The organism is Rothia nasimurium (assembly GCF_042660305.1).
In the GTDB taxonomy this organism is placed as follows: Bacteria; Actinomycetota; Actinomycetes; order Actinomycetales; family Micrococcaceae; genus Rothia; species Rothia nasimurium.
Genome location: NZ_JBHSTW010000035.1, coordinates 14,408 through 40,177 on the forward strand (window position 1 = coordinate 14,408; position 25,770 = coordinate 40,177).

General features: G+C 59.6%; 17 protein-coding genes. 10 read left to right on the forward strand and 7 right to left on the reverse strand.

Annotation, left to right across the window (positions count from 1 at the left end):
• Positions 1–36: 36 nt before the first annotated feature.
• The 5 genes from uvrB to ACFP6B_RS11160 all read left to right on the forward strand — a co-directional run bounded on the left by uvrB (position 37) and on the right by ACFP6B_RS11160 (position 6,335).
• Positions 37–2,181 carry an excinuclease ABC subunit UvrB gene (uvrB, locus tag ACFP6B_RS11140; protein WP_377129989.1) on the forward strand — a complete coding sequence of 715 codons (2,145 nt, stop codon included), beginning with the start codon at positions 37–39 and terminating at the stop codon, positions 2,179–2,181.
• Positions 2,182–2,293: 112 nt separating this feature from the next.
• Entirely contained in the window at positions 2,294–3,016 is a 723-nt protein-coding gene (locus ACFP6B_RS11145) for a hypothetical protein (protein ID WP_377129991.1), read from the forward strand.
• Positions 3,017–3,161: 145 nt separating this feature from the next.
• Complete coding sequence (locus tag ACFP6B_RS11150) at positions 3,162–4,370, forward strand: MFS transporter (RefSeq protein WP_377129993.1); 1,209 nt, start codon at positions 3,162–3,164, stop codon at positions 4,368–4,370.
• A 164-nt stretch (positions 4,371–4,534) separates the two neighbouring features.
• Positions 4,535–5,731, forward strand: a complete 1,197-nt coding sequence (locus tag ACFP6B_RS11155) for a TerC family protein (RefSeq protein ID WP_377129995.1) — start codon at positions 4,535–4,537, stop codon at positions 5,729–5,731.
• A 199-nt stretch (positions 5,732–5,930) separates the two neighbouring features.
• Complete coding sequence (locus tag ACFP6B_RS11160) at positions 5,931–6,335, forward strand: SdpI family protein (RefSeq protein ID WP_377129997.1); 405 nt, start codon at positions 5,931–5,933, stop codon at positions 6,333–6,335.
• Between the two features lie 59 nt (positions 6,336–6,394).
• Here ACFP6B_RS11160 and ACFP6B_RS11165 read toward each other — a convergent pair whose 3' ends face one another.
• The gene (locus ACFP6B_RS11165; RefSeq protein ID WP_377129999.1) at positions 6,395–7,807 is read right to left on the reverse strand and encodes an alpha/beta fold hydrolase; all 1,413 of its coding nucleotides are present in this window, start codon (positions 7,805–7,807) and stop codon (positions 6,395–6,397) included.
• A gap of 175 nt (positions 7,808–7,982) precedes the next feature.
• Between ACFP6B_RS11165 and ACFP6B_RS11170 the strand changes: the two genes are divergently transcribed.
• The gene (locus ACFP6B_RS11170; RefSeq protein WP_377130001.1) at positions 7,983–10,013 is read left to right on the forward strand and encodes a M3 family metallopeptidase; all 2,031 of its coding nucleotides are present in this window, start codon (positions 7,983–7,985) and stop codon (positions 10,011–10,013) included.
• 134 nt (positions 10,014–10,147) lie between these two features.
• On the opposite strand, the gene ACFP6B_RS11175 is transcribed toward ACFP6B_RS11170, so the two are convergent.
• The 3 genes from ACFP6B_RS11175 to ACFP6B_RS11185 form a co-directional block, all read right to left on the reverse strand.
• The gene (locus tag ACFP6B_RS11175) at positions 10,148–10,642 is read right to left on the reverse strand and encodes a hypothetical protein (protein ID WP_377130003.1); all 495 of its coding nucleotides are present in this window, start codon (positions 10,640–10,642) and stop codon (positions 10,148–10,150) included.
• Complete coding sequence (locus tag ACFP6B_RS11180; protein ID WP_377130005.1) at positions 10,642–11,286, reverse strand: hypothetical protein; 645 nt, start codon at positions 11,284–11,286, stop codon at positions 10,642–10,644. Before ACFP6B_RS11180 ends, ACFP6B_RS11175 begins: the two co-directional genes overlap by 1 nt.
• Before the next feature lie 282 nt (positions 11,287–11,568).
• Positions 11,569–14,172 (reverse strand): DEAD/DEAH box helicase, encoded by a 2,604-nt coding sequence (locus ACFP6B_RS11185; RefSeq protein ID WP_377130007.1) that lies wholly within the window; start codon positions 14,170–14,172, stop codon positions 11,569–11,571.
• Positions 14,173–14,517: 345 nt separating this feature from the next.
• Between ACFP6B_RS11185 and ACFP6B_RS11190 the strand changes: the two genes are divergently transcribed.
• The 3 genes from ACFP6B_RS11190 (at position 14,518) to ACFP6B_RS11200 (ending at position 18,625) form a co-directional block, all read left to right on the forward strand.
• Positions 14,518–16,167, forward strand: a complete 1,650-nt coding sequence (locus tag ACFP6B_RS11190; protein WP_377130009.1) for an ABC transporter transmembrane domain-containing protein — start codon at positions 14,518–14,520, stop codon at positions 16,165–16,167.
• On the forward strand, positions 16,160–17,902 hold the full coding sequence (locus tag ACFP6B_RS11195) for an ABC transporter ATP-binding protein (RefSeq protein ID WP_377130011.1): 1,743 nt from the start codon (positions 16,160–16,162) through the stop codon (positions 17,900–17,902). Before ACFP6B_RS11190 ends, ACFP6B_RS11195 begins: the two co-directional genes overlap by 8 nt.
• Positions 17,903–17,995: 93 nt before the next feature.
• Positions 17,996–18,625: a cation diffusion facilitator family transporter gene (locus tag ACFP6B_RS11200; RefSeq protein ID WP_377130013.1), complete on the forward strand. Its 630-nt coding sequence runs from the start codon at positions 17,996–17,998 to the stop codon at positions 18,623–18,625.
• Between the two features lie 49 nt (positions 18,626–18,674).
• Here ACFP6B_RS11200 and ACFP6B_RS11205 read toward each other — a convergent pair whose 3' ends face one another.
• A complete protein-coding gene (locus ACFP6B_RS11205; protein ID WP_377130015.1) occupies positions 18,675–20,183 on the reverse strand; it encodes an L-lactate MFS transporter in 1,509 nt (502 codons plus the stop codon).
• 238 nt (positions 20,184–20,421) lie between these two features.
• Between ACFP6B_RS11205 and ACFP6B_RS11210 the strand changes: the two genes are divergently transcribed.
• Entirely contained in the window at positions 20,422–22,131 is a 1,710-nt protein-coding gene (locus ACFP6B_RS11210) for a formate--tetrahydrofolate ligase (RefSeq protein ID WP_377130017.1), read from the forward strand.
• 98 nt (positions 22,132–22,229) lie between these two features.
• On the opposite strand, the gene ACFP6B_RS11215 is transcribed toward ACFP6B_RS11210, so the two are convergent.
• Positions 22,230–23,855 carry an alpha/beta hydrolase gene (locus ACFP6B_RS11215; protein ID WP_377130019.1) on the reverse strand — a complete coding sequence of 542 codons (1,626 nt, stop codon included), beginning with the start codon at positions 23,853–23,855 and terminating at the stop codon, positions 22,230–22,232.
• A 175-nt stretch (positions 23,856–24,030) separates the two neighbouring features.
• Entirely contained in the window at positions 24,031–25,746 is a 1,716-nt protein-coding gene (gene dld, locus ACFP6B_RS11220) for a D-lactate dehydrogenase (RefSeq protein ID WP_377130021.1), read from the reverse strand.
• Between the last annotated feature and the right edge of the window lie 24 nt (positions 25,747–25,770).

Here is a 25,770-nt window from a genome sequence, read left to right on the forward strand (position 1 = left end):
TAGTTTTGTCGGGGGTTTTTCGGTAGGGTAGAGGGCATGAGCCTTGCCCAAGAAATTAACCGCGTCGTTGCACCTTTTGAAGTTGTCTCTGAGTATCAGCCGGCTGGCGACCAGCCTAAGGCAATCGCGGAGCTGACCGAGCGCGTCCAGAACGGTGAAAAAGACATCGTGCTCATGGGTGCCACCGGCACCGGTAAGTCTGCAACGTCTGCCTGGCTCATTGAGGCCGTCCAGCGCCCCACCCTGGTTATGGTGCAAAACAAGACCCTGGCTGCCCAGTTAGCTAACGAACTGCGCGAGCTACTGCCCAACAACGCTGTTGAGTACTTCGTTTCCTACTACGACTACTACCAGCCCGAAGCCTACGTGCCGCAGACCGATACCTTCATCGAAAAAGACTCCTCCATCAACGAAGAAGTCGAACGCCTGCGCCACTCCGCCACCAACTCCCTGCTGACCCGCCGCGACGTTGTGGTGGTTGCTACCGTCTCCTGCATCTACGGCCTGGGCACCCCCGAAGAATACGTTGCCCAGATGGTGACCTTGCGACAGGGCGAAGAAATCGACCGGGACGAGCTGCTGCGCCGGTTTGTCTCCATGCAGTATGCCCGCAACGACCTAGACTTCCACCGCGGCACCTTCCGCGTCCGCGGCGATACCGTCGAAATCATCCCCATGTACGAAGAAAACGCGATCCGTATCGAGTTTTTCGGTGACGAAATCGAAGCTATCTACACCCTGCACCCGCTTACCGGCGACGTCATCCGCGAAGAAACCGAAATGTACGTCTTCCCGGCCTCTCACTACGTCGCCGGCGCCGAACGCATGGCCCGAGCTATTGCGTCTATCGAGGACGAGCTGCGCGACCGCCTGCAGGAGCTGGAGTCCCAGAACAAACTGGTGGAAGCCCAGCGCCTGCGCATGCGCACCCAGTATGACCTTGAGATGATGGAGCAGATGGGCTTCTGCAACGGCATCGAAAACTACTCCAGCCACATCGACGGGCGCGCTCGCGGCACAGCCCCGCACTGCCTGCTGGACTACTTCCCCGATGACTTTCTGCTCATCGTCGACGAATCCCACGTGACCATTCCCCAGATCGGTGCCATGTTTGAAGGCGATATGAGCCGCAAGCGCACCCTGGTTGAACACGGCTTCCGCCTGCCCTCAGCCATGGATAACCGCCCCCTCAAGTGGGAGGAATTCCTCGACCGCATCGGCCAGACCGTCTACCTCTCAGCTACTCCCGGCAAGTACGAGCTGGCCCAGGCCGACGGGGTCGTGGAGCAGATTATTCGCCCCACCGGCCTGGTCGACCCCGAAATCGTGGTCAAGCCGACCGAGGGGCAGATTGACGACCTGCTCGAAGAGATCCGTTTGCGGGTAGAGCGCGACGAACGTGTGCTGGTCACGACCCTGACCAAGCGTATGGCTGAGGACCTCACCGACTACCTGCTGGAGCACGGGGTTAAGGTGCAGTACCTGCACTCCGATGTTGATACCCTGCGCCGCGTGGAGCTACTCAGCGAGCTGCGCCAGGGCGTCTTCGACGTGCTGGTGGGCATCAACCTGCTGCGTGAGGGTCTAGACCTGCCCGAGGTTTCCCTGGTTGCTATTTTGGACGCTGACAAGCAGGGCTTCTTGCGTTCCACCACCTCCCTGATTCAGACCATCGGTCGAGCCGCCCGTAACGTGGGCGGTCAGGTGCACATGTACGCCGATAAAATCACCGACTCCATGCGCACCGCTATCGACGAAACCAACCGCCGCCGCGAGATCCAGCAGGCCTACAACCGCGAGCATGGCATCGACCCCCAGCCCCTGCGCAAGAAAATTGCCGACATCACCGATGCCCTGGCCCGCGAGTCAGAAGACACCGCAGAGCTCCTTGCCGCCCGCAAGGGGGCATCGGGCAAGCTGGCTCCGGTCAAGAAGGGCACAAAGTACGCGGCGACCAGCCCCGAAGCCGAAGAGCTCTTCAAGAAGGCAGAAGCCCGGGTACGTCAGGACGGCCTTGCGGCAGCTCCCGCCGAAGACCTGCTGGGTCTGATCGAAGAGATGCACGCCCAGATGATGCAGGCCGCCGAAGAGCTCAAGTTCGAGCTGGCGGGCCGCCTGCGCGATGAAATTGCCGACCTGAAGAAGGAGCTACGCGCTATGCAGGAAGCCGGGCACGCCTAGGCCGAGGGGCAGTGGCTAGGGGAAGAAGGTGTGTCTAAGGCCCTAGGGTATACCTGCCAGACAAGCCATATAATTGCACTACACTTGCAAACTCGCATCACCTTAGGGACTTATGAAAAACTCCTCTACCGCAACCCGCGTCGGCATTGTTGTAGCTGTCGCGCTCGCCACCCTGGCAGCATTCTTTGGGTACAACCTGCTGGCCAATAACCAGGACGACACCGCGTCAGTTCCCCAGCAGACTGCTTCTGCCACAGCAGAGGCCACCATTAGCAACAACTCTACTGAAGGGAACCTACGAGTTCCTCGTAACGCTCGCTTCGTCGTGGCCAATACTGAAACTCAGCCACGGCTTGCCCTCGCCCTGCCCGCAAAATGGATCGTCCTTCAAGCTCACGACTTCGACCCTGAGCAGAAGCAGGCCTACGCAGACCAGCAGGGAATTACCCTAGACGAGCTCGACGCTATTATTGGTAGCGCCCAGATTTATGCAGTAGGTGGGTCTACCGGCTCTAACGGCCAGGTCGCGAACGCCAGCGTGGTCGAACAAACCGGTGGAGCAGCCCTCGCTACCGAAGATGAACTGCGTCAGATTATCGAAACTGAAGGGTCTACACCCGATAAGTTCTCCCTACAGTCCACCCCCATTGGTGAAGTCGCTGTTATGACCTACACCAAAACTTCCAGTACCGGTACTGCTATCAACGGGGCTTACCTCAGCACCGCCCCCGATGAAAATGGCACCTACTACACCCTGACTGTAGCCCATGGCGATAAAGACGAAGTCACCACGGTTCTCAGCTACGTCGTTTCAAGCCTAAACTTCGTTCAGTAACTCTCACCGATGCAAAGCATCAATGCTGCCTCCTGCCTGGCGTTTACCGCGGGCAAGAGGTAGCTTTCTTAATATCTGCTCTTGTTTCAAGAAACCTGTGGTACTAAACTGGTGAAGTTTGCGTCAGAACCACCTTGGAGCCTCTATGAGCCAGAAAACCGCGCGTCCCAGCGTTGCCCGCATGCCGGGTATGCCCCAGATTCTGCTTACCTTCGGGCTGACCATTTGCAGTCTATCTATCCTGCTTCCTGCCTCGCCGGCTTGGGCACTGGTAGGTGGGGCAGGCTCCCTGGGTGCGGGTGCCACCAACGCGGTACTCATGGCTGTCACCGTAGCCACCCAGTTCAGCGTCCCTGCCCTCACCCGTCGCTTTTCCTGGGCACTCGTGCTGCCGGTGGGTACCCTCTTTATGGGGCTGCCCTCCCTCATTCAGGCTCTGAGCCCCGACCTACTCAACGTCCTTGTTACCTCGGGTCTGCGCGGTATCGGCTTCGGTATTGTCACCGTCTGTTGCTCATCGGCCATGTCCTACCTCATCCCCGTCGAGTACCGGGGGCGGGCTGTCGGGCTCTACGGGCTGGCAGCTGCAGGTGCTCAGATGTTCTTCACACCCGTCGCCCCCTGGGCCCTCGATACCTTCGATTACCGCTCGGTAATCTCAGCCGGTGCAATCGCAGCAATCGCAGCCCCCTTTGCCCTGCAGCTAGGCCGACTGGTTGACCACTTCATGGAAGAACAAAGGGCCGGTGAGCAGGGGAGTGACGCCACCCCTGCAACTTCCACCGCAACCATCATTGCCCGCATCTGGCCCGCGCTGCTGACCCTCACACTCGTCACCAGCGTCGGCGGTGCCTTCATGACCTTCTCCACCGAAATTGCCCCCACTGCCACTCTGGCGACCGGGGCCCTGCTCCTGCTCTGCGCCCTGGCAACCCCCACCCGCCTCTATGGCGGCTCTCTCACCGACAGGTTCGGCACCCGCCTTCTCATGACTCCGGTGCTGGCCCTCACGGCCTTGGGTGTCGCCTTTGTCGGCTGGGTCAATGGCGTGAGCCTGCCTTCAGTCATATTCCTCCTGGCTGGTGCAACCCTGATTGGGTTCGGCTACGGCTTCCTACAGTCGGTCACCATGGTGCGTGCCCTGTCGGACGCCGGTGGGGCGGACGCCACCCAGCGGGCGTCCGTCGCTTGGAACTCCCACTTCGACATCGGCACCGGCCTCGGCTCTCTTGCCATCGGTGCCGCCGCGCAGGCGACCAGCTTTGCCGCAGCCTGGGCGGGCGCGGCCGTCCTTCTCCTGGTCTGCGCCATCGTGCTCGGCCTTAAGGACGCCCGCGCGTCTGTTCAAAAGTAAGAAGATGGGTTATAGTTGTAGACCGAGCAAGGGAGTATCCCACTAATTCCTGCATCGTCAGCACGTTGATCGAAGGCGCCCAACCGGGGCAGGAAACCACCCCTCAGCGGTGGTGGGAGAGACTTGTGGATTTTGGCAAACCCCAACCACAAGAAAGGCTCCCAATGCATATCACTGGGTTGCAGTGGGGTGTAACGATTGCGTTCATCCTGGCACTGCTTGCTTATGACTTCTTCTTCCACGTGCGTAAAGCGCACGAACCCACCATCAAGGAAGCCGCGATTTGGTCGGCCGTCTACGTGGGTATCGCCCTGCTCTTTGGCCTGGTCATCCTCTTCTGGGACGGCACCCAGTTCGCCGCAGAATACTACGGCGGCTACATCACCGAGAAGGCTTTGAGCGTCGATAACCTCTTTGTCTTCCTGATTATCATGGCCTCCTTCAAGGTGCCGCGTGAGGACCAGCAAAAGGTTCTGCTCTTCGGTATTATCTTCGCGATGATCGCCCGCACCATCTTTATTCTGGTGGGCGCTGCCGCTATTGAGCGCTGGAGCGGGGTCTTCTACCTCTTCGGCCTGGTCCTGATCTACACAGCCGGTAACCTCATCAAGGGTGAAGTCACCGACAAGGAAGAAGAGGACGAAGCCAACAACTTCGTCGTTCGCCTGGCCAAGAAGATGTTCAACACCGTTGACTACTACGACGGCGATAAGCTCTTCACCGTAGAAAACGGCAAGAAGGTCATGACCCCCATGCTGCTGGTCATGGTGGCTATCGGTGGTACCGACATCCTCTTCGCCCTGGACTCCATCCCCGCAATCTTCGGTCTGACCCAGGAAGCCTACATCGTCTTCACCGCAACCGCCTTCTCCCTGATGGGTCTGCGTCAGCTCTACTTCCTGATTGACGGCCTGCTGGACCGCCTCATCTACCTCTCATGGGGCCTGTCCATCATCCTGGCCTTCATCGGTGTGAAGCTGCTGCTGCACGCTCTGCATTCCAACACTCTGCCCTTTGTCAATGACGGCCACCCGGTTCACGTTGTTGAAGTTGGAATTGAGCTCTCACTTGCTGTTATTGTAGGCGTTCTGATTGTCACTGTTCTGGCTTCTCTTTACAGCCCGAAGGGCCGCGCCCTGGCCACTATCCAGCGTGTTCAGACCCTGTCTGAGAAGTACCTGAATCTGCCCGCCGATGCTTCTGAGGCTGAGCGCGCTGAGATTCAGAGCAAGCTTGATGCTGAGGTGGCTAAGTCCCGCGAGATTCCGCAGAAGTACCGCGACGAGCTGATTGAGTCTGAGAACGAGTACCAGGACCTGGTACGTCGTGCCCGCACCGCTCACGCCGAGCGCAGCGCCTAACCGGCGGTAGGCGTCCGCCCCAAGAACTAGGGGTGCGGACGCCCGCCCCGGCTTCACGACCGCTGGCCCCATCCCGAGAGGGAAGGGGCCAGCGGTCTTTGCGTGTGGCGGTGTCACAAGAGCTGGGGCTCTAGAACTAGATTTCAGGTTTGAGTAGAATTGACCTTAACCCCTGTTTCTGCCCAAGAAGGGAGTTTCCATGTCTGCAGCCGATTATCTACCCCTGGTCTTTTGCCTGCTCTTGCTGGGCGGGCTCTTTCTGACGATAGCCCGCATGGGTGCAGCCGGCACCCTGCGCCGTAACGGACTGGTGGGAATCCGCACCACAGCAACTATGCGGTCGGATGCCGCCTGGTACGCGGCCCACAGGGCGATTGCTCCAGTTCTGCGAATCTGCGCCTGGGCTCAGATTGTTGGGGCGGCCGTCGTCCTAATCCTGGGGCTGATGGCTCACAATTCTGCAGTTATTCCGGTTGGTCTCGCCTTTCTGATCCTTCCCACCATCGCCATGATGGTAGCTGCCATGACAAGAGGAACGTCCGCCGCCAACGACGCCCACCGGGCCTGGGAACAAGACCAGCAGACCTCCCCAACCCATCGCTGAACAAAAAGGCCGAGAGGTGCAGCTACACCCCTCGGCCTTCTTGTTATAGCTAAACTCAGTTAGCGCATATCAGCCAGCAAATTCTTCAGATGGCCCAGAATCAGGGGGCCGTCAGCGCCCAGATCGTCATGGTGGTGGGTCTTAGACGTCCACACACGGGTGTTACCCACAAACTCGGCGGTCTTCATCGAGTGGGCGTAATCCACGTACACATCGGGCACGTAGGCCGCTGCAACCAGGGGAACCTCGTTGCGGGCCAGCTGGTCGTGGTCGTAGAGGCGGCCCCAGTCCTTCTTCTCCGCCAGCAGCTGGGCAACCTCAGCCAGCGGACGCAGAGCCGGGTCCTCCTCGTAATACCAGGGGAAGATATGCTCACCGGTCAGAAGCAGGGGAGAGGCGTCTTCGGCAAAGTCCGGGCGCTCCGCGTACATGCGGGCAGCAGACCAGTTCGTCGGTGAAGCGGACGGCGAGGTTCCCCCCAGCTCCTGCGCGGGTCCGTCCGCATAAATCGTCTCGTGCAGCAGGCCGTAGAGGGGGCCAGCCTGGAAGCTGACCTGGGCGCTAACCTCTGCCAGGAACTGGTCAGAGAGCCACTTATCAGACTCAGCAAAAGCCGACTCCAGTACATAGTGCAGGCCCCTAGCCCGGCCGTTACCCCCCAGAATATTGCCCAGCATCTGGAAGCGGTGCGGGGTCAGGCGCTCGCCGGTGGGCAGGTATTCCTCGTTCTTGGCCAGGTGCTCGCAGATGCGGACGGCCAGGTCCTTATCTTCGGGGTACCAGCCGTAGTATTCCTCGGTGCGCTCCTTCATGCGGTCGAGGGTGGAGCGGTAGACATCGTCCACATGGGCACGGATGGGGGCAAGCCCGGCAGTCATGCGGGAATCCTTGACGGACTCGGGCGCAAAGGAGAGGTAGGAGAGAGTCAAGAAGCCGCCGAAGCTCTGGCCCATGGTCGACCAGCGCTTGTCTGTGCGGTCTGCCAGCAGGATTTCGCGGACGACCTCGGCGTCGGCAATGATGGAGTCGGCGCGGAAGAGCTCGCAGAACTCAGCCTGTATCTCGGGGCTGCCCTGGGCGGTGATGACGCGGGCAGAGAGCGGGGTTGAATTGCCGGTGCCGCGCTGGTCCAGCAGAATCAGGCGGTGGGTCTTGGCAAGTTCCTGGACCCAGCCGCCTTCAGAGATGGGGCGGGGGCTCTTGCCGCCGGGGCCGCCCTGCAGGTAGACCATGTAGGGGCGATCGTCGACGGGGGTGGTGAGGGCATCAGAGGTGTCGATGACTTCGCGGGCGAAGATGGTGATGGTCTGGTCGGCAAAGCGGGATTCCAGGGCTGCCGCTTCACCCTTGCCGTAGATGAGCCCGTGGGTTAGGGGTACGGTGAACCAGTGGTCTACCAGTTTGAGGGAGTCGATGGTGTGGGTGACGCCGACGCGGTGGGTCGGCTGGGGTAGGCGGGGGTGGGTAGGCATGGGGCTCCTTTGCACGCAAGTGAGGTCTTTCTTCTACCGATAGGCTACCCTAGCTTCCCGGCACGGGCTCTGAGGTGGTGCGTAAGAAGTTCTAATGTGACCGCTTTAGGTGAGAGCACCCCTAGAATGTGACTGAGGTTACCGATTCAGGGCGCAAATGCAGTAATCTATCTGCATGACACAGAATCCCCTGCTCACAGAATCTTCCCTGCCCTACCGCCTGCCTGACTTCGCTGCTATCCGCGCAGAACACTATCTGCCCGCACTAGAGATTGGGCTGGCTGAAGCCCGCTCAACCTATACCGCAATCGCAGAGCTCACCGATGAGCCTACCTTCGACAATGTGGTTGCCCCGCTGGAACGCCCCAGCGATACCCTCGAACGAACCACCAAGGTCTTCTACAACCTGGTATCGGCGGACGGCACCCCCGAACTGCTAGCCCTCGAAGGGGAGATCACCGAAAAACTCACCCAGCTTGAGAACGACCTCTACCTTAACCCCGCTATCTACTCTAAGCTCGATGCCGTCTACCGGGGCCGTCATGAGGCAGGGCTGACGGACGAACAGGTGCGCCTGACAGAGAAACTCCACCAAAGCTTCACCCTGGCCGGAGCTGCCCTGAGCGATGCTGACCGTGACGAACTCGCTCGCTTGAACCTTGCTATTGCCCAGGCCCAAACCGCCTACGGCCAGCAGGTCACTCGGGACCTGAATGCGGCGTCCGTCCTTATTACCGATGAAGCTGAATCGGCCGGTATGCCCGCATCAAATAAGGACGCTGCCCGCGCGGCAGCTGTTGCCGCCGGGCATGAGGATGGCTGGCTTCTTACTTTTGAGCTCTACACCCAGCAGCCTGCCCTGGCCCACCTCTCGGACCGGGTTGTGCGCCAGCGCGTCTATACCGCCAGCGTAGAGCGAGGCAATGAGACCTGGGCTATGGCGGCTGAGATTGCAGCCCTGCGAGCGCAAAAAGCTGCCCTGCTCGGGTTTGACTCTTTTGCGGCACTCGCGGTTGCTGATCGCACGGCAGGTACTCCTGAGGCTGTGGAGAAGCTGTTCGCCCAGACCATTGAACCGGCTATGCAGAACGCTGACCGGGAGGCGCGTGCGATTGCGGCGCTGGCGGCAGAGGACGGTATAGACAAGCTAGAACCCTGGGACATGACCTATTACTCAGAGAAGGTCAAAGCCCGGGAATACGCTGTTGACCATGAGGCCCTGCAGCCCTACTTTGAGCTCAACCGGGTGCTTGAGGACGGGGTCTTCTATGCTGCCAGTCGGGTCTACGGGCTGAGCTTTACCGAACGCACTGACCTTGCTGGCTACCACGAGCAGGTGCGTATCTGGGAGGTATTCGATGCCGACGGTAGCCCCCTGGGGCTCTTCCTAGGGGACTTCTTTACCCGTGATACTAAGCGTGGCGGGGCCTGGATGAACACCTTTGTTGACCAGTCCCGGGCTGAGGGTACTCGCCCGGTGGTGGTCAATAACCTCAACATTCCGGCCCCGGCGGAAGGGCAGCCGGCTTTTGTTACCTTTGACGAGGTCAATACCCTCTTTCACGAGTTCGGCCATGCCCTGCACGGCCTGCTCTCTGATACGGAGTACCGCTCCCTATCGGGCGCCAGTGTTGAGCGGGATATCGTGGAGTACCCCAGTCAGGTCAATGAGATGTGGATGCTCCACCCGGAGATTCTGCCAAACTACGCTGTGCACTACCAGACCGGGGAGCCGGTGCCTGCCCATCTGATTGAGGCCGTACTCGCGGCTGAAACCTGGGGCCAGGGCCAGGCCACGGTGGAGTACCTGCGTGCCGCTGCCCTGGACTGGGCCTGGCATAAACTGCCCGCCCAGAGGGATGCCACCCCGGTAGAAGACCCCAGGGCTTTTGAGCAACAGGCTCTGACCGAGCTAGGGCTGTGGCACGAACTGGTGGAGTCCCGTTACCGCACCAGCTACCTGAACCACACTTTCAGTGGCGGGTATGCGGCGGGCTACTACTCCTACCTGTGGGCTGAGGTGTTCGACGCGGATACGGTCGCCTGGTATGAGGCTAACGGTGGGCTAACCCGTGAGAATGGGGACGCCTTCCGCCGCCATATTCTGGCGGTCGGCGGCACCCGGCCCATTCCTGAGAGCTTCAAGGCCATGACTGGGCGCGAGGCCGAAACAGCCCCGCTGCTAAAACGACGCGGGTTGGCCTAGAGCCTGTAACGACAAAGGTATATCGTACTGCTGTTATATTTAGAAATATAACAGCAGTACGATACATATTTATTTGAATTAGCGACTAGTGTTAAAATTTCCTGTGAATATTATATTTCCTAATTGGTAGAGTGTTAATGATTTCTATTGTTTCCACGCATGTCCCACTCGCTGGCTAAATCTTTGAGTTGTTTGATTTCGCCGATGTCTGCATTAAGCGTTTTGTTGAGTTTTAGAATTACACCGTCTTTTCCAACTGACCAATCAACCCAATTTCCTAGCGTATTCATCAGTAGGCGCTTCGGAGTGGGGGTTAAGAAACTGATAGATTCATACACTGCTTGTGTACGGCGTAGGGCCCAAACAATTTTGAACATCGAATCAATCACTTGTTTTTCACTGTAGTCAAATTCAAATCCCTCAGGCGCTCTTCCATGCTCATCGTGAGCATTTTTCCAAGCCCAGTATGTGCCGACGATATGTCTGGCTTCGGCAACCTCACCCATGGTTGCGTCCTGAATCATAACTTGAACCCGGTCGTAGGCACCTCGATTTGAGCTCAGGAATGAAGTGACTATGGTTATTATGGTGCCCAGAATCAGTATAATCGCTTCGATATCTAATGGCATTAGATTAGTTTGGCAACGAAGGGGCTTTTTAATTTAAATACTGAAACAATCTGATAGTTTTTTCCATTTCTTGCTCCTGAAGGATTATATTTAATGACCCCGTTACTATTTTGTGATCCGAGAGCAATTGAGGCATCTCCGTTAGGCTTCTTGGGATCTGAATAAATGTATTCAAAATCTCCAAGATTTACTGAAAATTCAGTTTCTATAATTTCAGTAATGACAAATCCTTTATTATTTACGGAACGATTAGATATTTTATTTTTAGTATAGGTGGAAGTGGGGCCATCCTTGAGGGTCACAAGTGTTCCGTCCACGTCTTCGTACCCATCAGCAAACACCACAACGTCCTTGTCGGAGTCATTGGTTGTCGCGGTGCTATCGGTACCTGCGCAAAGGACGTATACCTCTTCTTGCTGGGTGAGTGCTTTTAGGAGGTCTTGGCGCTTGACTAAAGGAAGCCTTCCAGACCATAGGCAATAGCCATAATCCGCGATGTCCGCAGACTTTTTCGTCAGGATATCGTGAATGGTTTCACCTGCATGCATTCCAATTTTGGTAAAGAAATAGTAGTTTCCATTGATCAAGATATGTTCATTCATACGCAATAATGTAAGGTAGAAATATGAGTTTAGCAAGCTCATTTACAGGTTTTACTCAGAAAAGTTTTTACTTTCAGTCTGACAAGAAAAAATAATGCCGGCTTCTTATTGAAACACTTCAAAGAGTGAATCAAGAAGAAACCGGCAGACTGGAGTAGAGAGCTTAGAGACTAATTTAGAAATTGCTTAGGTGTATCAGACTCGTAGCGCAGCTGCTGGCTGGGTCTGGCGTGAATCGCCTTGTGAGCGTTAGCGAACCAGGCGAGAGGGTCAGCGGCAAGCACGAGTCTGAGGCACCTTGTAAAAGAGCTTTTGAATAGTCTCCTAGAAAGCCCCCACGCTCTCAATCAGCACCACGGGCGCGCCTTCCTCGTCTGAGGCGGCTAGGTCGACCCGGGCGACAATCCCGAAATCGTGGTTGTCGTCGGGGTCGGCAAAAACCTGGCGAACCTTCCACACCCCGGGATGAGCTGCTGTATCGTCGTCAATCTCAATCAGACGCGGGGAGCGGGCCTCGGCGTCCGTATAGATATCCTCATACTCCTCAAAGTAATCATCCATGGCCTCAGCCCAGCGGTCGGCATCCCAACCCGAGCGCTCACCGTCCATCTCACCCAACAGACGGTCGCGCTCGTCCGCAAAGAGCTCAACCCGGCGGAAGAGAGCATTGCGTACCATCACCTTGAAGGCGCGGACGTTGCTCGTCACCTTGGGAGCCGACTCGGCCACAAGCTCTTCAAGAGAGTCCTGAACCGGGGTGCCTTCCTCACCGGCAGCCAGGCGCTCCCACTCGTCCACCAGGGAGGAGTCGGTCTGGCGGATAACCTCGCCCAACCACTCGATTACGTCGGTGAGCTCATCGGTCAGGGCAGATAGGGGTACGGTCTGGCGCAGGGCCTTGTAAGCGTCCGACAGGTAGCGCAGTAGAATACCCTCGGAGCGCTCCAAACCGTAGTACTGCACATAATCACCAAAGCCCATGGCCCGCTCGTACATATCGCGCACCACGCTCTTGGGCTCTACCTCAAACTCCTTCATGAAGGGAGCGCCTGCCGAGTAGGTCTCGAAGGCCTGTTCTAGCAGGTCAGCCAGGGGCTGCGGGTAGGTGATTTTGTCGAGCTCAGCCATGCGCTCGTTGTAGTCGAGCCCTTCAGCCTTCATCTCGGCCAGGGCCTCGCTCTTGGCCTTTTTCTCCTGGCCAATGAGCACCTGGCGGGGCTTTTCCAGGGTGGACTCAATCACCGAGACCACATCGAGAGCGTAGGACTCAGACTCCTTATCGAGCAGAGACAGCGAAGCCAGCGCGAAGGGGGAGAGCGGCTGGTTCAGGGCGAAGTTCTCCTGCAGTGAGACGGTCAGGCGCACGGTGCGGCCAAACTCGTCGGGCTCCGGCAGGCGCTCCACCACGCCCCCGTTGAGAAGCTCCCGGTAGATGCCAATCGCCTTGCGCTTGAGGGCGCGCTGCTTAATCGGCGGCTCGTGGTTGGCGGTGAGGAAGAGCATGACGGTCTCAAAGGGGTCAGCCTCACGCTGCAGCATATTGAGCATCATGGAGTGGGTCATCTGGAAGGACGAAGTCAGCGGCTCGGGTTCTGCGGCAATAATCTGCTCGAAAGTCTTGTCGCTCCACGCCACAAAGCCCTGCGGGGGCTTCTTCTTTTTACCCCGGAGCGACTGGGCCATCTTCTTCTCGTCCCCGTTGAACTTCTCCCGGGCCTTGGCCTCAAGCCGGTCGTTCTCAATCTCGTGTTCGGGGGCCTGAACCACCACGTAACCGGCCGTATCAAAGCCAGCCCGGCCCGCGCGTCCTGCAATCTGGTGGAACTCGCGGGACTTCAGGCGGCGGGTGCGCTGCCCGTCAAACTTGGAAAGAGCAGTTACGAGCACCGTGCGGATGGGGACGTTAATACCCACACCCAGCGTATCGGTACCGCAAATGACCTTGAGCAGGCCCGCCTGGGCTAGCTGCTCCACCAGGCGGCGGTACTTGGGCAGCATGCCGGCATGGTGAATGCCGATACCGTTCTTGATGTACTTCTGCAGCTGCTTACCGAAGCCCGCCGAGTAGCGGAAGCCGGCGGTCAGTTCGTTGATACGCTCCTTGTCTTCCTTGGATGCAATAGCCAGGCTCATGAGCGAAGCGGCTGTATCAATGGCCTGAAGCTGAGAGAAATGCACAATGTAGACCGGGGCCTGGTGGGTGCTCACCAGCTCATCTACCTTCTCCACCAGGGGCTCACGCGAATAGGTGTAGTTGAGGGGGATGGGGCGGGTTTCGCTGGTGACCAAGGACGTCTGGCGGCCGGTTAGCTCGGTCAGCTCCCGTTCAAAGCGGCTGGTGTCGCCCAGGGTTGCGCTCATGAGCAGGAACTGAGCCTGGGGCAGATCTAGCAGGGGGACCTGCCAGGCCCAGCCACGCTGGGGGTCAGAATAGAAATGGAACTCGTCCATCACTACCTGGGTCACATCTGCCCCTTCGCCCTCTCTCAAGACCACATTAGCCAGGATTTCGGCGGTGCAGCAGACGATGGGGGCATCGGCGTTAATAGAAGAATCGCCGGTCACCATACCCACGTTCTCAGCCCCGAAAATCTCGCAGAGATCAAAGAACTTCTCAGATACCAGGGCCTTAATAGGGGCAGTGTAGTAGGAGCGCTGGCCGGTCGCCAGACCCATAAAATGAGCCGCAACCGCCACCGTAGACTTACCCGATCCGGTAGGGGTCGCCAAAATGACGTTGTTGTCCGCCGCCAAATCAAGCACAGCTTCGTCCTGGGCCGGGTACAGCTGCATACCGCGAGCCTCAATCCAAGCTAGAAAGGCCTCGTAGGCTTCATCGCCCGTGAGCGGGTTAGAGGCAAAATCGCCACGGAAATAGGACTTGCTGTTATCGGCTAAAGAGGGGGAGAGAAAGGGAAGAATCTTCATGGTTCTTCTAGTTTAATAGACCGGTCAAGATAAAGACGGGTGTGACGCTTGTCAAACCTGCCCAGAGTGTTCTAAGGTAAAGGGCAGAACTTAACCGCATATCTAGCTCACGAAAGGAGGCCCACGAAATGAATAATCGACCTATTCCCTTCAACAGCCTCCCCGTGGGTAGACACATCAATGGTGCGCTCGCTACTAGCCCGACTGCTGGTTAGACGAGTACGATAACCTGACGTAGACACACCTATCGGGGCAAACGAACCCGGTAGGTATTTTTATGCCCTGCGGGTTTTTCCCTCACACACGACCTGCACACCCGCACGCACACGCTGAAAGAGTAGCCTGATGGCTGAGATGACTGACGAGACAAAGACGCCCAAGGAAAAAGTTAAGTTCCGTATCGCCCCGCCGGGCTTCCGCTGGAGGCCCCTCTTCTTTCTGCCCTTCCCCCTCGATATTCTGACCTCCCTCGCCCTGGTATTCCTGCCGGTTCTGGTAGGCACGATTATTGACCTGCACACCTCAGGCGATGAGGCAGGCGCCTGGCGACTGGTCTGGCTCCTGGTGGGCGTGGTGGTCTACCTGTCGGTCGTTGAGTTCGTGGGCTGGGGTATCACCTTTAGGGTGGTGGCCCGCATCGAGCGGGACTGGCGTCTCTACATTGCCAGCCTGATGTCCCGCAGCCCCAACCGCGATACCGGCGCCCTCATTGCGATTTTGAACAAGGACGCCCGCTCTATGGCCCAGATGTGGCAGCCCATGATTCTGGCCTTTTCCGCGGTGGGTGTAACCGCCCTGGGCACCTGGCAGCTGTGGCGCATTAGCCCGGCGATTGCTGTGGTGAGTTTGGGTGGCTTGATCCTAACCATGCTGACCCTCACCTGGATTTCCAAGCTGCTCGAGAAGCACGCGGACGTCTTCCGCGACAAGGTGGGCGTGTCTACCTCCCGCGCCTCTGACGTAGCCTCCTCGATTCGCACCATTCTGGGCCTGGGTGCCCAGCGCCGCATGATGGACCGTTACGGGGCAACAGCCCAGGACGTCTATACCTCCCAGATTCGCCTAGAGAGCGTACAGACCTGGTCCTATGCGGTGCGCAACCTGCTGGTAGGAACCGTGACCTGGGTAGTCATTGCGCTCGCCCTGCGCGGGGCAGCCCCCGAGGGTATCTGGATTACTGAGGTTCCGGCCGGCCAGCTGGTCACGGTGGTTGGTCTGATTAACACCCTAACCGGGCCCATCTGGTCAGTGGAAATGTTGCTCTTCTCCTGGCGTAATGCCCGCGTTGCCCTCAAGCGCGTAGATAGACTTGCAGCTGAGGTTGAGACTAACTCTCAGGTAGAGGGTAGGGACGCTCCCGCCCCGGTGCCCAGCGCCGCAGCAGGGCAGGCGCTGGTTGAGGTTCCTCGGGCCAGCGCCCCGGTTCACTACATCAACCCGCGCGAAGCCGGGTTGCCAGCCCAGGACTACGCCGAAGCTCTGATCGAAGCCCTACGCCAAGCTCAACCTGCCCCGGGTGGGGAACGGGCGGCGGGCGTCCTCGCCGGGGGCGAGCGCGTGCTTCTTTCGGAGCCCAACCCCATGATTTTTGCCGGCTCCCTGGCTGACCACCTGCAGATGGGCACCGAGGGGCTGAGCCGGGAACGCATGATTGAGCTGCTGAAGCTCACCGACTCCGAAGAAATCGCTTTCCGACTCGGTGGTCGCGACCCCGAAAAGTACCTGGCCAGCACCCTGGCCTCAGAGGGCACTAATCTCTCTGGTGGCCAGCGGCAGCGGCTGGCCCTGGCCCGGGCACTAGCCCAGCCGGCGTCCGTGCTGGTGCTCACCGAACCGCTGAACTCGGTGGACGAACCCAGCCAGAAGTTCATCCTGAACCAGCTCGAAACCCATACGGGCCAGCCCGGCCCCCTCGAACACATCCGCCAGATTTACCTGGTCTCAACCACCATGGAGGTTGAGCGACGACTGAAAGCAGGTGAGGCCCGTGGCTAACCTCCTCCCCATTACTGACGGTAAGACTACCTGGAGGCTACTGGCCCGCTCGATTCTCAAAACCCCCTGGCAGCTGATTTGGCTGGTGGTTCTGTTTGTGGCTAGCTCCGTGGCTACCCTGGTGACCCCTATTATGGTGGGGCAGCTCATTGACCGGGCCACCACCGGGCAGCTGACCGGCTACCCCTGGGCAGAGCTGACGGTCATTGGCCTTGCTGTGGTCGCCGGTGCCCTGCTGGCCCGCGCCTGGACCTTCCAGGGCCAGAAAATGGGTGTGCGCCTCAACCGCGACTTGGGCATTGACCTGGTCGGGGCCTCCCTGCAGCTGGACGCCCAAACCGTTGAGGACGCCGGCTCCGGCGACCTGGTAGCCCGCCTGACCGACGACGTCGACAGCGTACGCCAGGTACTGGCCACCGGCCTGCCGGAATTCGCCCATATCAGCATCTACATGCTGATTACCGCGGCTACCATCTTCACCGTCAACCCGGCCATCGGTCTGGTGACCGTGCCCATGTTTATCGTGATGACCATCGTGCTCTCAATCTTCCTACCCCGGATCGCCAAGCTCACCCGGGAAAAGACCGAGGCAGTCAGCGACCTAACCGTAGTGGCAACCGAAAACATTCGCGGTGCTGGAACCGTTGAAGAGCTGGGGATCAGTGAGGCCCGTGCCCGGGTGCAGGATGAGCGCATCTGGAAAACCTTTGAGGTCAGCGATCGCATGGTTGTGGTGCGCTCCATCTTCTGGGCCGTGGACGCCTTCAACTCCTTCCTACCCCTGGTGCTCTCCATGGTCTGGGGTGCCTACTGCGTGGAACAGGGGTGGGCGACCTGGGGCGACGTTGCAACCGCCTCTATCATGCTCTTCACCATGCGCGTCAACTCGGATATCTTCACCTTCTGGCTCGACCGCCTGCGCGAAATGACCGTCACCATGGGCCGCGTCTTTGGTGTTATTGACCTGTCGAACCAGCAGCAGGCCCGCCGTGCCGCCGGGCAGGTACCTGCCCCGGCGCACCTGCCCGAGCAGGGCGCGTCCGCCCCGGTTATCGATCTGAAGGGCGTGACCTACGGGTACGACCCGGACGCCCCCGTGATTAAGGGGGTGGACCTGCAGCTGGCAGCGGGGGAGAGCCTTGCCCTGGTAGGACGCTCCGGCTCGGGCAAGACCACGCTGGCTCGCCTGATTGCCGGGTCGCTCACCGCAGACAGCGGCACCGTGCAGGTTGGTAGTCAGCTAGTGGGCAACGGGCTGTACCCCACCCAGCCCGATGCCAGCGGACGCCCCGCCCTGCTGATTTGCACCCAGGAGGCCCACGTCTTTGTCGGCTCCCTGGCCGAGAACATGACCGTGGCAGCCCCCGACGCTAGCGCCGAGCAGATGCTCACCGCCCTGCGGTCGGTCGGCGCCACCTGGGTTGATGACTTGCCCGAGGGGCTGGAGAGTCGGGTCGGTGGCGGTAGCACAGAGCTCACCCGCGACCAGATTCAGCAGCTGGGTCTAGCCCGCATCGTGGCGGCTAACCCCCACGCGGTGATTCTGGATGAGTCAACCACCCAGCTGGAACTGGCGGACGCCCGCCAGTCCCTGGCCGCGGTAATGCAGGGCCGGGCCGTCATCATCATCTCCCACGATGCCCGCATCGCCTCACTGGCTGACTGGGCCGTACTCCTGGAAAACGGTGAGCTGGTTGCAGAGGGGGCTCCGGCAGAAATCTTTGCCCGCGCCTAAGAAACCTCACAGGTCTAATCCGTCTGGGTCTTACTTGCTCTGACTAAGCCGCCCCGCCCGATACCCCGGGCGGGGCGGTGCTAATCTAGACCCGTGAGTTCATCTAAGCCCCTAACCGACCCCGTCCGCCTGCGCCGCGCCGTCCTGCTCGTTGCCGGTCTCAACCTGGCCTACTTCTTCATCGAGGGAGCTATCGCCCTGGCCATTGGCTCGGTCAGCCTGCTGGCCGACAGCGTAGATTTCTTCGAGGACTTCGCGGTCAATACTCTCATTGCAATCGCCCTGGGCTGGTCACTGACCTGGCAGGCGAGGGCGGGGAAGGCGTCCGCCCTCATTATCCTGCTCCCGGCCCTGGCCGCTGTCTGGCAGATTGTGGCTAAATTCCCTGACCCTGGCGCCCCCGATGCGCTCACCCTCTTCATTACCGCAGGTGGGGCTGTGGTGGTCAACCTTATCTGTACCCTGATTCTGGCCCGTTTCCGTGCCGGTGCCGGGTCGCTCACAGCAGCCGCCTTTTTGGCAGCTCGCAACGATGTACTCATTAACCTCGCTATCATCGTTGTAGCCGGTCTCACCGCCTGGGTAGGAAGCGGCTGGCCTGATCTGGTACTTGGTGCCCTCATCCTGGTGCTGAACCTGGGGGCTGCCAAGGAAGTATGGGAAACCGCCCATGAGGAATCGCTGGCCGCCAAGGCCTTAGCTGGCGACCTCGACGACGACTAAGGCCCTGCCCTGAACTTGCGGGGAGCTGTCAGGGCAGGGCCTCTGGTCTTTAGCTAAAAAGCGCCAGTGAGCGAATCACGGTCTGGGCCAGGCCATAGACCAAGCTGCTTGTGACGAGCAGGGTCAAGGCCCAGGCTGCCAGGGTATGCAGCGGGCCACCGGCGTTGACCTTAACCTGCTGGTCGGAGGTGCCTAGCTTCCCGTGGCCTGCCAGCTTGGCTATGTCCTTTTCTGAGGCATGATGCTTCTCATTCACCGGCTTAACCAGCAGGTTGGCGATGAACCCAACTGCCAGTACGCCCACCATCATGAAGAGGGAGGGCTGGTAGAGCCCGGCGCCCGAGGCATTGGGGTTGCCGCCGCGTACGGTGTCCTGAACCAGGTTGACGATGAGCGGCCCAGCAATGCCCGCAGCTGACCAGGCGGTTAGCAGACGGCCGTGGATGGCCCCTACCTGTAGGGTGCCAAACATATCGCGCAGGTAGGCCGGGATAGTGGCAAAGCCACCGCCGTAGAAGGAAATAATGATGAAAGCGGTAGCGATGAAGAGCACCAGACTGACGTTGCCGAAGAGTGCCCAGATGATGTAGAGGGCCAGCCCTACACCCAGGTACATGACGTAGATATTCTTACGGCCGATGATATCTGAGGTTGATGACCAGACGAAGCGGCCACCCATGTTGCCCAGGGACAGTAGGCCGACAAATCCGGCTGCCGCCGCGGCGGAGATGGGGAAGTAGGACTGAATCATGGGGGAGGCTGATTCAAGCAGACCGATACCGGCGGTGACGTTGGTGAACAGTACCGTCCAGAGCAGCCAGAACTGGGGCGTGCGGATAGCCTGGGCTGCGGTGACGTTCTTATTGGTACGCATGGTGTTGGGCTTCTGCTGGGACGGGTCGAAACCGGCGGGCTTCCAGTCGGGGTGGGGGACCCTAATCACGAAAGCGCCCAGCAGAATAATGAGGGCGTAGGAAGCAGCGAGAACCAAGAAGGAGGGGACGAGCGCTGATGCCTGTTCTGTCTTTTCCGCTGAGCCTGAAAAGAGTTCCATGAGCTGGGCCGATACGGGGGAGGCGATGAGCGCACCGCCACCAAAACCCATGATGGCAAGCCCGGTGGCCATGCCCGGGCGGTCAGGGAACCACTTCATGAGGGTAGATACCGGGGAAATGTAGCCCAGGCCAAGCCCAACGCCGCCGAGTGCACCGTAACCCAGGAAAACTAACCACAGCTGATTGGTGGTCACACCGAGAGACGCGATAAGAAAGCCTAGAACCCAGCAGGTTCCTGCCGTCAGCATCGACTTGCGAGGGCCCACCCGCTCCACCCAGGTACCGCCGATGGCCGCTGAGATACCCAGCATGGCGATGGCGAGAGAGAAGACCCAGCCCACCGCGGTTTCGGTTGAGCCAAAGTGGGTGACCAGCTGGGTCTTGAAGACTGACCAGGCGTAGACCTGCCCGATGCAGAGATGAATGGCAAGTGCCGCTGGGGCCATGAACCAGCGGTTAAAAGTGACGGGTGCTACGATAGCTGACCTATCAAGAACTGACATGAAGCTTTCCTCTGAGATGTGTGTCTGCTGGCGAAATTTAATGTGTAGTGATGCGCTCAACATTACCCCATGCCGGCGGCTGGCGTATGCTGCCTTTTCTAGGGGTGGCAGGCCTGGTAGCTCTTCTAAAATTTTGAGTATTCCTTGAGATGTATGAGTGTGCTGGCTCTACAAAACATGACTCAGGGCACTAAACTGGGTGGTGGCAGATAAGCTAGTAAACAAGGAAGTTCACATTATGAGCAAGCCCTTCCCCTCTGATCTTGAAATCGCCCAGGCAGCGACCCTGCAGCCGATTACCGAGATTGCCGCAGCGTCTGGCATCAATGAAGATCGCCTAGAGCCCTACGGCAAGTACGTTGCCAAGGTGCAGCTGACCGACGATACCACCGCAGAAAAAGCCTTGGCTCGCGGGTCTAAGTACATCGTAGTTACCGCAGTAACTCCTACCCCGCTGGGTGAAGGCAAGACCGCTACCTCGGTCTCTCTGGCCCAGGGTATGGCAGCTACCGGCCGAAAGGCCATGCTGACCCTGCGTCAGCCCTCCATGGGGCCCACCTTTGGTATTAAGGGCGGTGCAGCGGGCGGCGGCTACTCCCAGATCGTCCCCATGGAGAAACTTAACCTGCACCTGACCGGCGACTTCCATGCGGTCACGGCGGCCCACAACCTGCTTGCTGCCATGATTGACAACCACCTGCATCACGGCAACGAACTGCGGATCGATACCCGTGCCATCACCTGGCGCCGCGTCATTGATATGAACGACCGGGCCCTGCGCAACATCGTGGTTGGCCTGGGCGAGCGCATGGACGGCGTGCCCCGTGAAACCGGCTTCGATATCACCTCAGCCAGCGAAATCATGGTGATTCTCTCGCTTTCCACCAGCTTCGCCGACCTGCAGGAGCGCCTGGCCAAGATCGTGATTGGCCTCAACGTGGACGGTGACCCCGTCACCGCAGCCGACCTCAAGGCCGACGGTGCTATGGCCGTCATCCTGGCTGACGCTATCAACCCCAACCTGCTCCAGACCCTCGAGAAGACCCCCGCCCTGATTCACGCAGGCCCCTTCGGAAATATTGCCACCGGTAACTCTTCGGTTGTCGCTGACTACGTTGGTCTTGAGCACGCCGACTATGTGATTACCGAGGCCGGCTTCGGTGCAGACATGGGTGCGGAGCGCTTCTTCAACGTCAAGTGCCGCGTCTCCGGTCTCAAGCCGGACGCCGCCGTCCTGGTGGTTACCGTCCGCTCCCTCAAGTCCCACTCGGGCCGCTACAAGATTGTGCCCGGCAAGCCCCTGCCCGAGGGCCTGCTGGCAGAGAACACCGAGGACGTCGAGGCAGGCGCCGCTAACCTGCTCAAGCACATCGAGATTGTGCGCTCCTTCGGTGTGCAGCCGGTGGTTGCTATCAACGCCTTCCCCACCGATTTCGAGTCAGAACACGAGACGATCCGCCGCATTGCCGAGGAGGCTGGCGCTCGCGTGGCGATTCACCGCGGCGTTGCCGAGGGCGGTAAGGGCGTGACCGAGCTGGCGGACGCCGTCGCCGCAGCCTGCGATGACGTGAGCGAGCTGACCTACACCTACGAGGACGAAGACAGCCTGACCACCAAGATCGAGAAGGTTGCCACCAAGGTCTACGGGGCGGACGGCATTGAGGTCGCCCCGGCTGCGGCCAAGCAGCTGGCCCGCTACGAGGAGCTGGGCTACGGCAAGCTGCCGGTTGTCATCGCCAAGACCCACCTGTCCATCTCGGCTGACGCCTCGCTGAAGGGTGCTCCGACCGGTTGGACCCTGCCCGTGCGCGAGGTGCGCCTGGCCGCCGGTGCCGGTTATATGTACGCCATCTGCGGTACCATGCGGACCATGCCTGGCTTGGCCAAGTCCCCGGCTGCCGAGCGAATTGGCTTTGACGAGAACGGCACCATGGTCGGCCTCTTCTAAACCGTTTTTAAACAGGTAGGTACCATTTAAATCAGAAAAACCCACCTGACTGGTGGGTTTTTCTGATTTAGATGGTACCTAGTCCCTTAAGGGCGAGGTTACTGCTGTTCGGGGGCGTCCTCACCCGGGGCGTCCGGCTGGCACACCGTCCCGTCCTTGGGCACGGTGCCCTCCACCAGGTAGGCGGTTGCTAGCTCATCGACGCAGGTAGAGCGACCCGAGAAGGACGCCCCGTGACCAGCTCCTTCAAGCGTTACAAAGGAAGCCTTACCCAGCTGACGGGCCAGCTCCTGACCGTGCTGGTAGGGAGTGGCATGGTCCCCGGTAATACCAATGACCAGCAGGTCGGTTGATACCTTGGACGCATCAAATGAGGTCGTAATATCGGTGCCGGTCGCAGGCAGAACCGGGCAATCAAACTCGGTAAACTCAGCCAGCACATCATCGGTAATCTCAGGGCCACCGATAAACTCGGGTACGCCCACCTCCTTCATGTGGGCGAGCAGGGCCTCCACATCGGGGGTCTTGGGCTTAGAAGGGCAGACCACCAGCTGACCCGCTGTATCAATCTCAGCGCTATTGGAAGCAATCATTTCAGCCAGAGAATCAATAGCCTCCTTGTCCCCAGCCTTAGCCTTACCCAGCAGGTCCAGGCCGTCTCCCTGCATCATATCCGGCCCGTAGAGCTGGCTGGTCAGGTAGTCCCGCAGCTCAGAACCGGTAATCTCGGTGCCGTCACTGGCCACCAGGGGCTTATCTGTCAGGGATTTTTGATAGTCCAGCATCTGGCGCTCGCTGGTGAAGGGGCAGGTCACAGCTTGTCCCTCTGAGGTGGTGAGCTCAGAGCAACGATCTGCTAGAGCGCCCACAGCTTTGGATACGGCCACCATCTGGTCGAAGTTGTGGGTGAGAGCTCCCCACTGGGCGTTTTCAGCCGAGTCGAGCACCATGCGTCCTGCCTTCTCGGGGAAGAGAGTAGCGTAGGTTGCCCCCAGCATGGTGCCGTAGGAGTAGCCCAGGTAATCCAGGCGCTCGCCTCCGGCCAAGGAACGCAGAAGTTCCATGTCTCGGGCTACCTGGGAGGTGCCCATGTAGTTGGCAACCTCTGAGCTGGCAGCGCACTCGGCGAGCTGCACGGCAGCCACCTCAGACTCAGACTCGCAGATAACGGGGGAGGAGGCCCCGATCCCGCGGGGGTCAAATCCCCAGAGCTGGTGACTTTCCAGGACGGGGATAAAGGACGGGTCGGTGGCCAGTGACATAGCGTGCTGAATTCCGCCGATTCCGGGACCGCCGGGGTTGGTAAAGAGGGGTATCTGCTCCTTACCCCCGGTTGATACAGTGCGGCTGACGGCCAGCTCGACGGTGCGGTTGTCCTCTGGGTCGCCCCAGTTCAGCGGAGCTGTAACGGTTCCGCACTCGTAGTTGGCATAGTCAAAGCCGGTTTCCTTCAAGATTTCTTCGTTCTCGGGTGAGAAGCCGCTGTGCTCGGCAGTGCACTCACCCCAGGTGATGCTCTGGTCGTAGAAGTTCTCAAAGTTTTCCCGCTGCCAGCTTGCCCCGTTTGCCCGGTCGGCGGCAGGAGCAAGCGCCTGATCGGAGGGCTCCTGGGCTGAGGGGATGCTGAGGCTACAGCCTGCTAGCGCCAGGGCACTGATGGTGAGAACGGCTGTGGTCAGGTAGGTGGCACGACGGCCGGTCGGTCGGGGGATTGGGGTGGTCACGGTTGTCTTCTTTCTGTGACCGGTTGTGCGAGCCTGCCCTATACCGAAGGCAGGCCCGCCAACCAATCAGGTGAGAACGGTTTTCATATGTCAGTAAAAACCAGTGTAGTCTCACGCCTGTCTTAAGAAATCAGCCGTCAGGATGAACCTGGTACCCCGCCGCTAGACGGAGAATTTACTCAGCCCAGTTCCTCTTGGGGGAGGTGCCACCGATGCCGGCGTTGAAGGTGTTGGTGGGATCCAGTTCCTTGAAGTGCTCCACCATAGCCTCGGGCATGTGGTAGAGACGCCCATAGTTGTGCTCAGCCGGCAGTTTGGCGCCACGGGCCTCGAGCAGCTCCTGGATATCGTCGTGCAGCTTATGGGGGTCAACGCCCTTCTTAGTAACGTAGTCCTGGTGCATGACGTGGCAGAAGAAGTGGCCGTAGTAGGCGGTAACATCCAGCTGGCTAGCAATTTCAGGGGGCAGTACCTCTAGCCAGTCCCAGTCATCGCGGCGCAGGGCAACATCGATGGGAATGAGCTCGCCCAGCTCCTTGCGCTTCATGCTGGCGTAGCGGGTGGCCGCGCTGGCAGCGCCGAAGCGGTGAAGGTTGGCGCTCTGTGCCTCGTCCGCCGTGCAGATGAAGAAGTCACCCTCGTGCTCGGGGGCCGCAAAGAAGTCCTTGAGCATGGTTTCGGTCGCCTGCTTCTGGGCCTCGCTGACGGTGAGTAGCAGGTGGTGTTCGAAGCGGTCGCGGTACTCCAGCATACGCTTGGGTAGCTGGCTGGGGACCAGGTCGAAGAAACGCTGGGAGACGGTGTCTGCGAAGGTGGGGCCGATGCCCGGTACCTTACCGAAGAACCCGTTGGCCCAGGTCTTGAAGGCGAACATACGGGTTTGCAGGGCAGAGCTCATGTACTTGAGGAAGACGAAGGTGTCTTTACCGTACTTTTCTGCCAGGTCGAAGGCACTACGGCCCATGTACTCACCCGAGATGGGCAGGGGCATGTCGGCTTCGAGGAAGATGCGGCGGATTTCTTCGAGCTCGCGGGGGTTGTGGGTGCCGATGTAGAACATGGCGGGGTTCTTCTCGAGCGGGAAGGTGCGGGTTCGCACGGCAAAGACCATGATTTTGCCAGCGGATCCGGACGCCTCAAACAGGTACTCGGGGTTGGAGTTGTAGCGGGCGGGGGTCGGCTCCATCTTGCGGAGGTGGGCGGCGTACTCGGTCTCGCTGCTGTCGGCAGGGGCGGGGGTGACATCGTCCGCCGACCAGGCGCCGCGCTGCAGGCGGTCGAGGGCGACCTCGGGGTCATCGCCCAGGGAGATGCCCAGGTGGTTGACCAGCTCGACCTTGCCTTCTTCGGTGACGCGGGCGTAAGATGCTTCGCGTGTGAAGGCCGGGCCCTTACGAATCTGGCTGCCGCCGGAGTTATTGGCGATACCGCCGATGACCGAGGCACCGATGGAGGTGGACCCGATCACCGAGTGGGGTTCGCGGCCGTGTGGTGCCAGTTCTTCGGTCAGGTGGGTGAGGGTGGCGCCCGCCAGGGAGATGGCCTCGTGGGCGTCGTTAATCAGGTGCACCTGGTTGATGAGGTGGGTTGAGATGAGCACGATGGGGCGGTCGTAGTCCTGGAAGCCGGGGCCGGAACCGCCGGTCAGACCGGTGTTAGAGGCCTGGGGAATTACCATGAGGTTGTGGTCGACGCAGACCTGGAGCGCCTTCCACATCTGCACCAGGGTGGTGGGGCGGAGGACGGCAAGCAGGGGGCCGCCGCCGAAGCGGTAGCCCTTGCTGTAGGGCATGGTCGCGTGCTCTGCGGTGAGCACATGGTCAGAGCCCACAATGTCCTTGAATGCCGCGAGGGCCTGCTGATGGGCTCCTGAGTTTGCTGGGGAGGTCATCTCACATCTTTCTGTCGAGGGTTA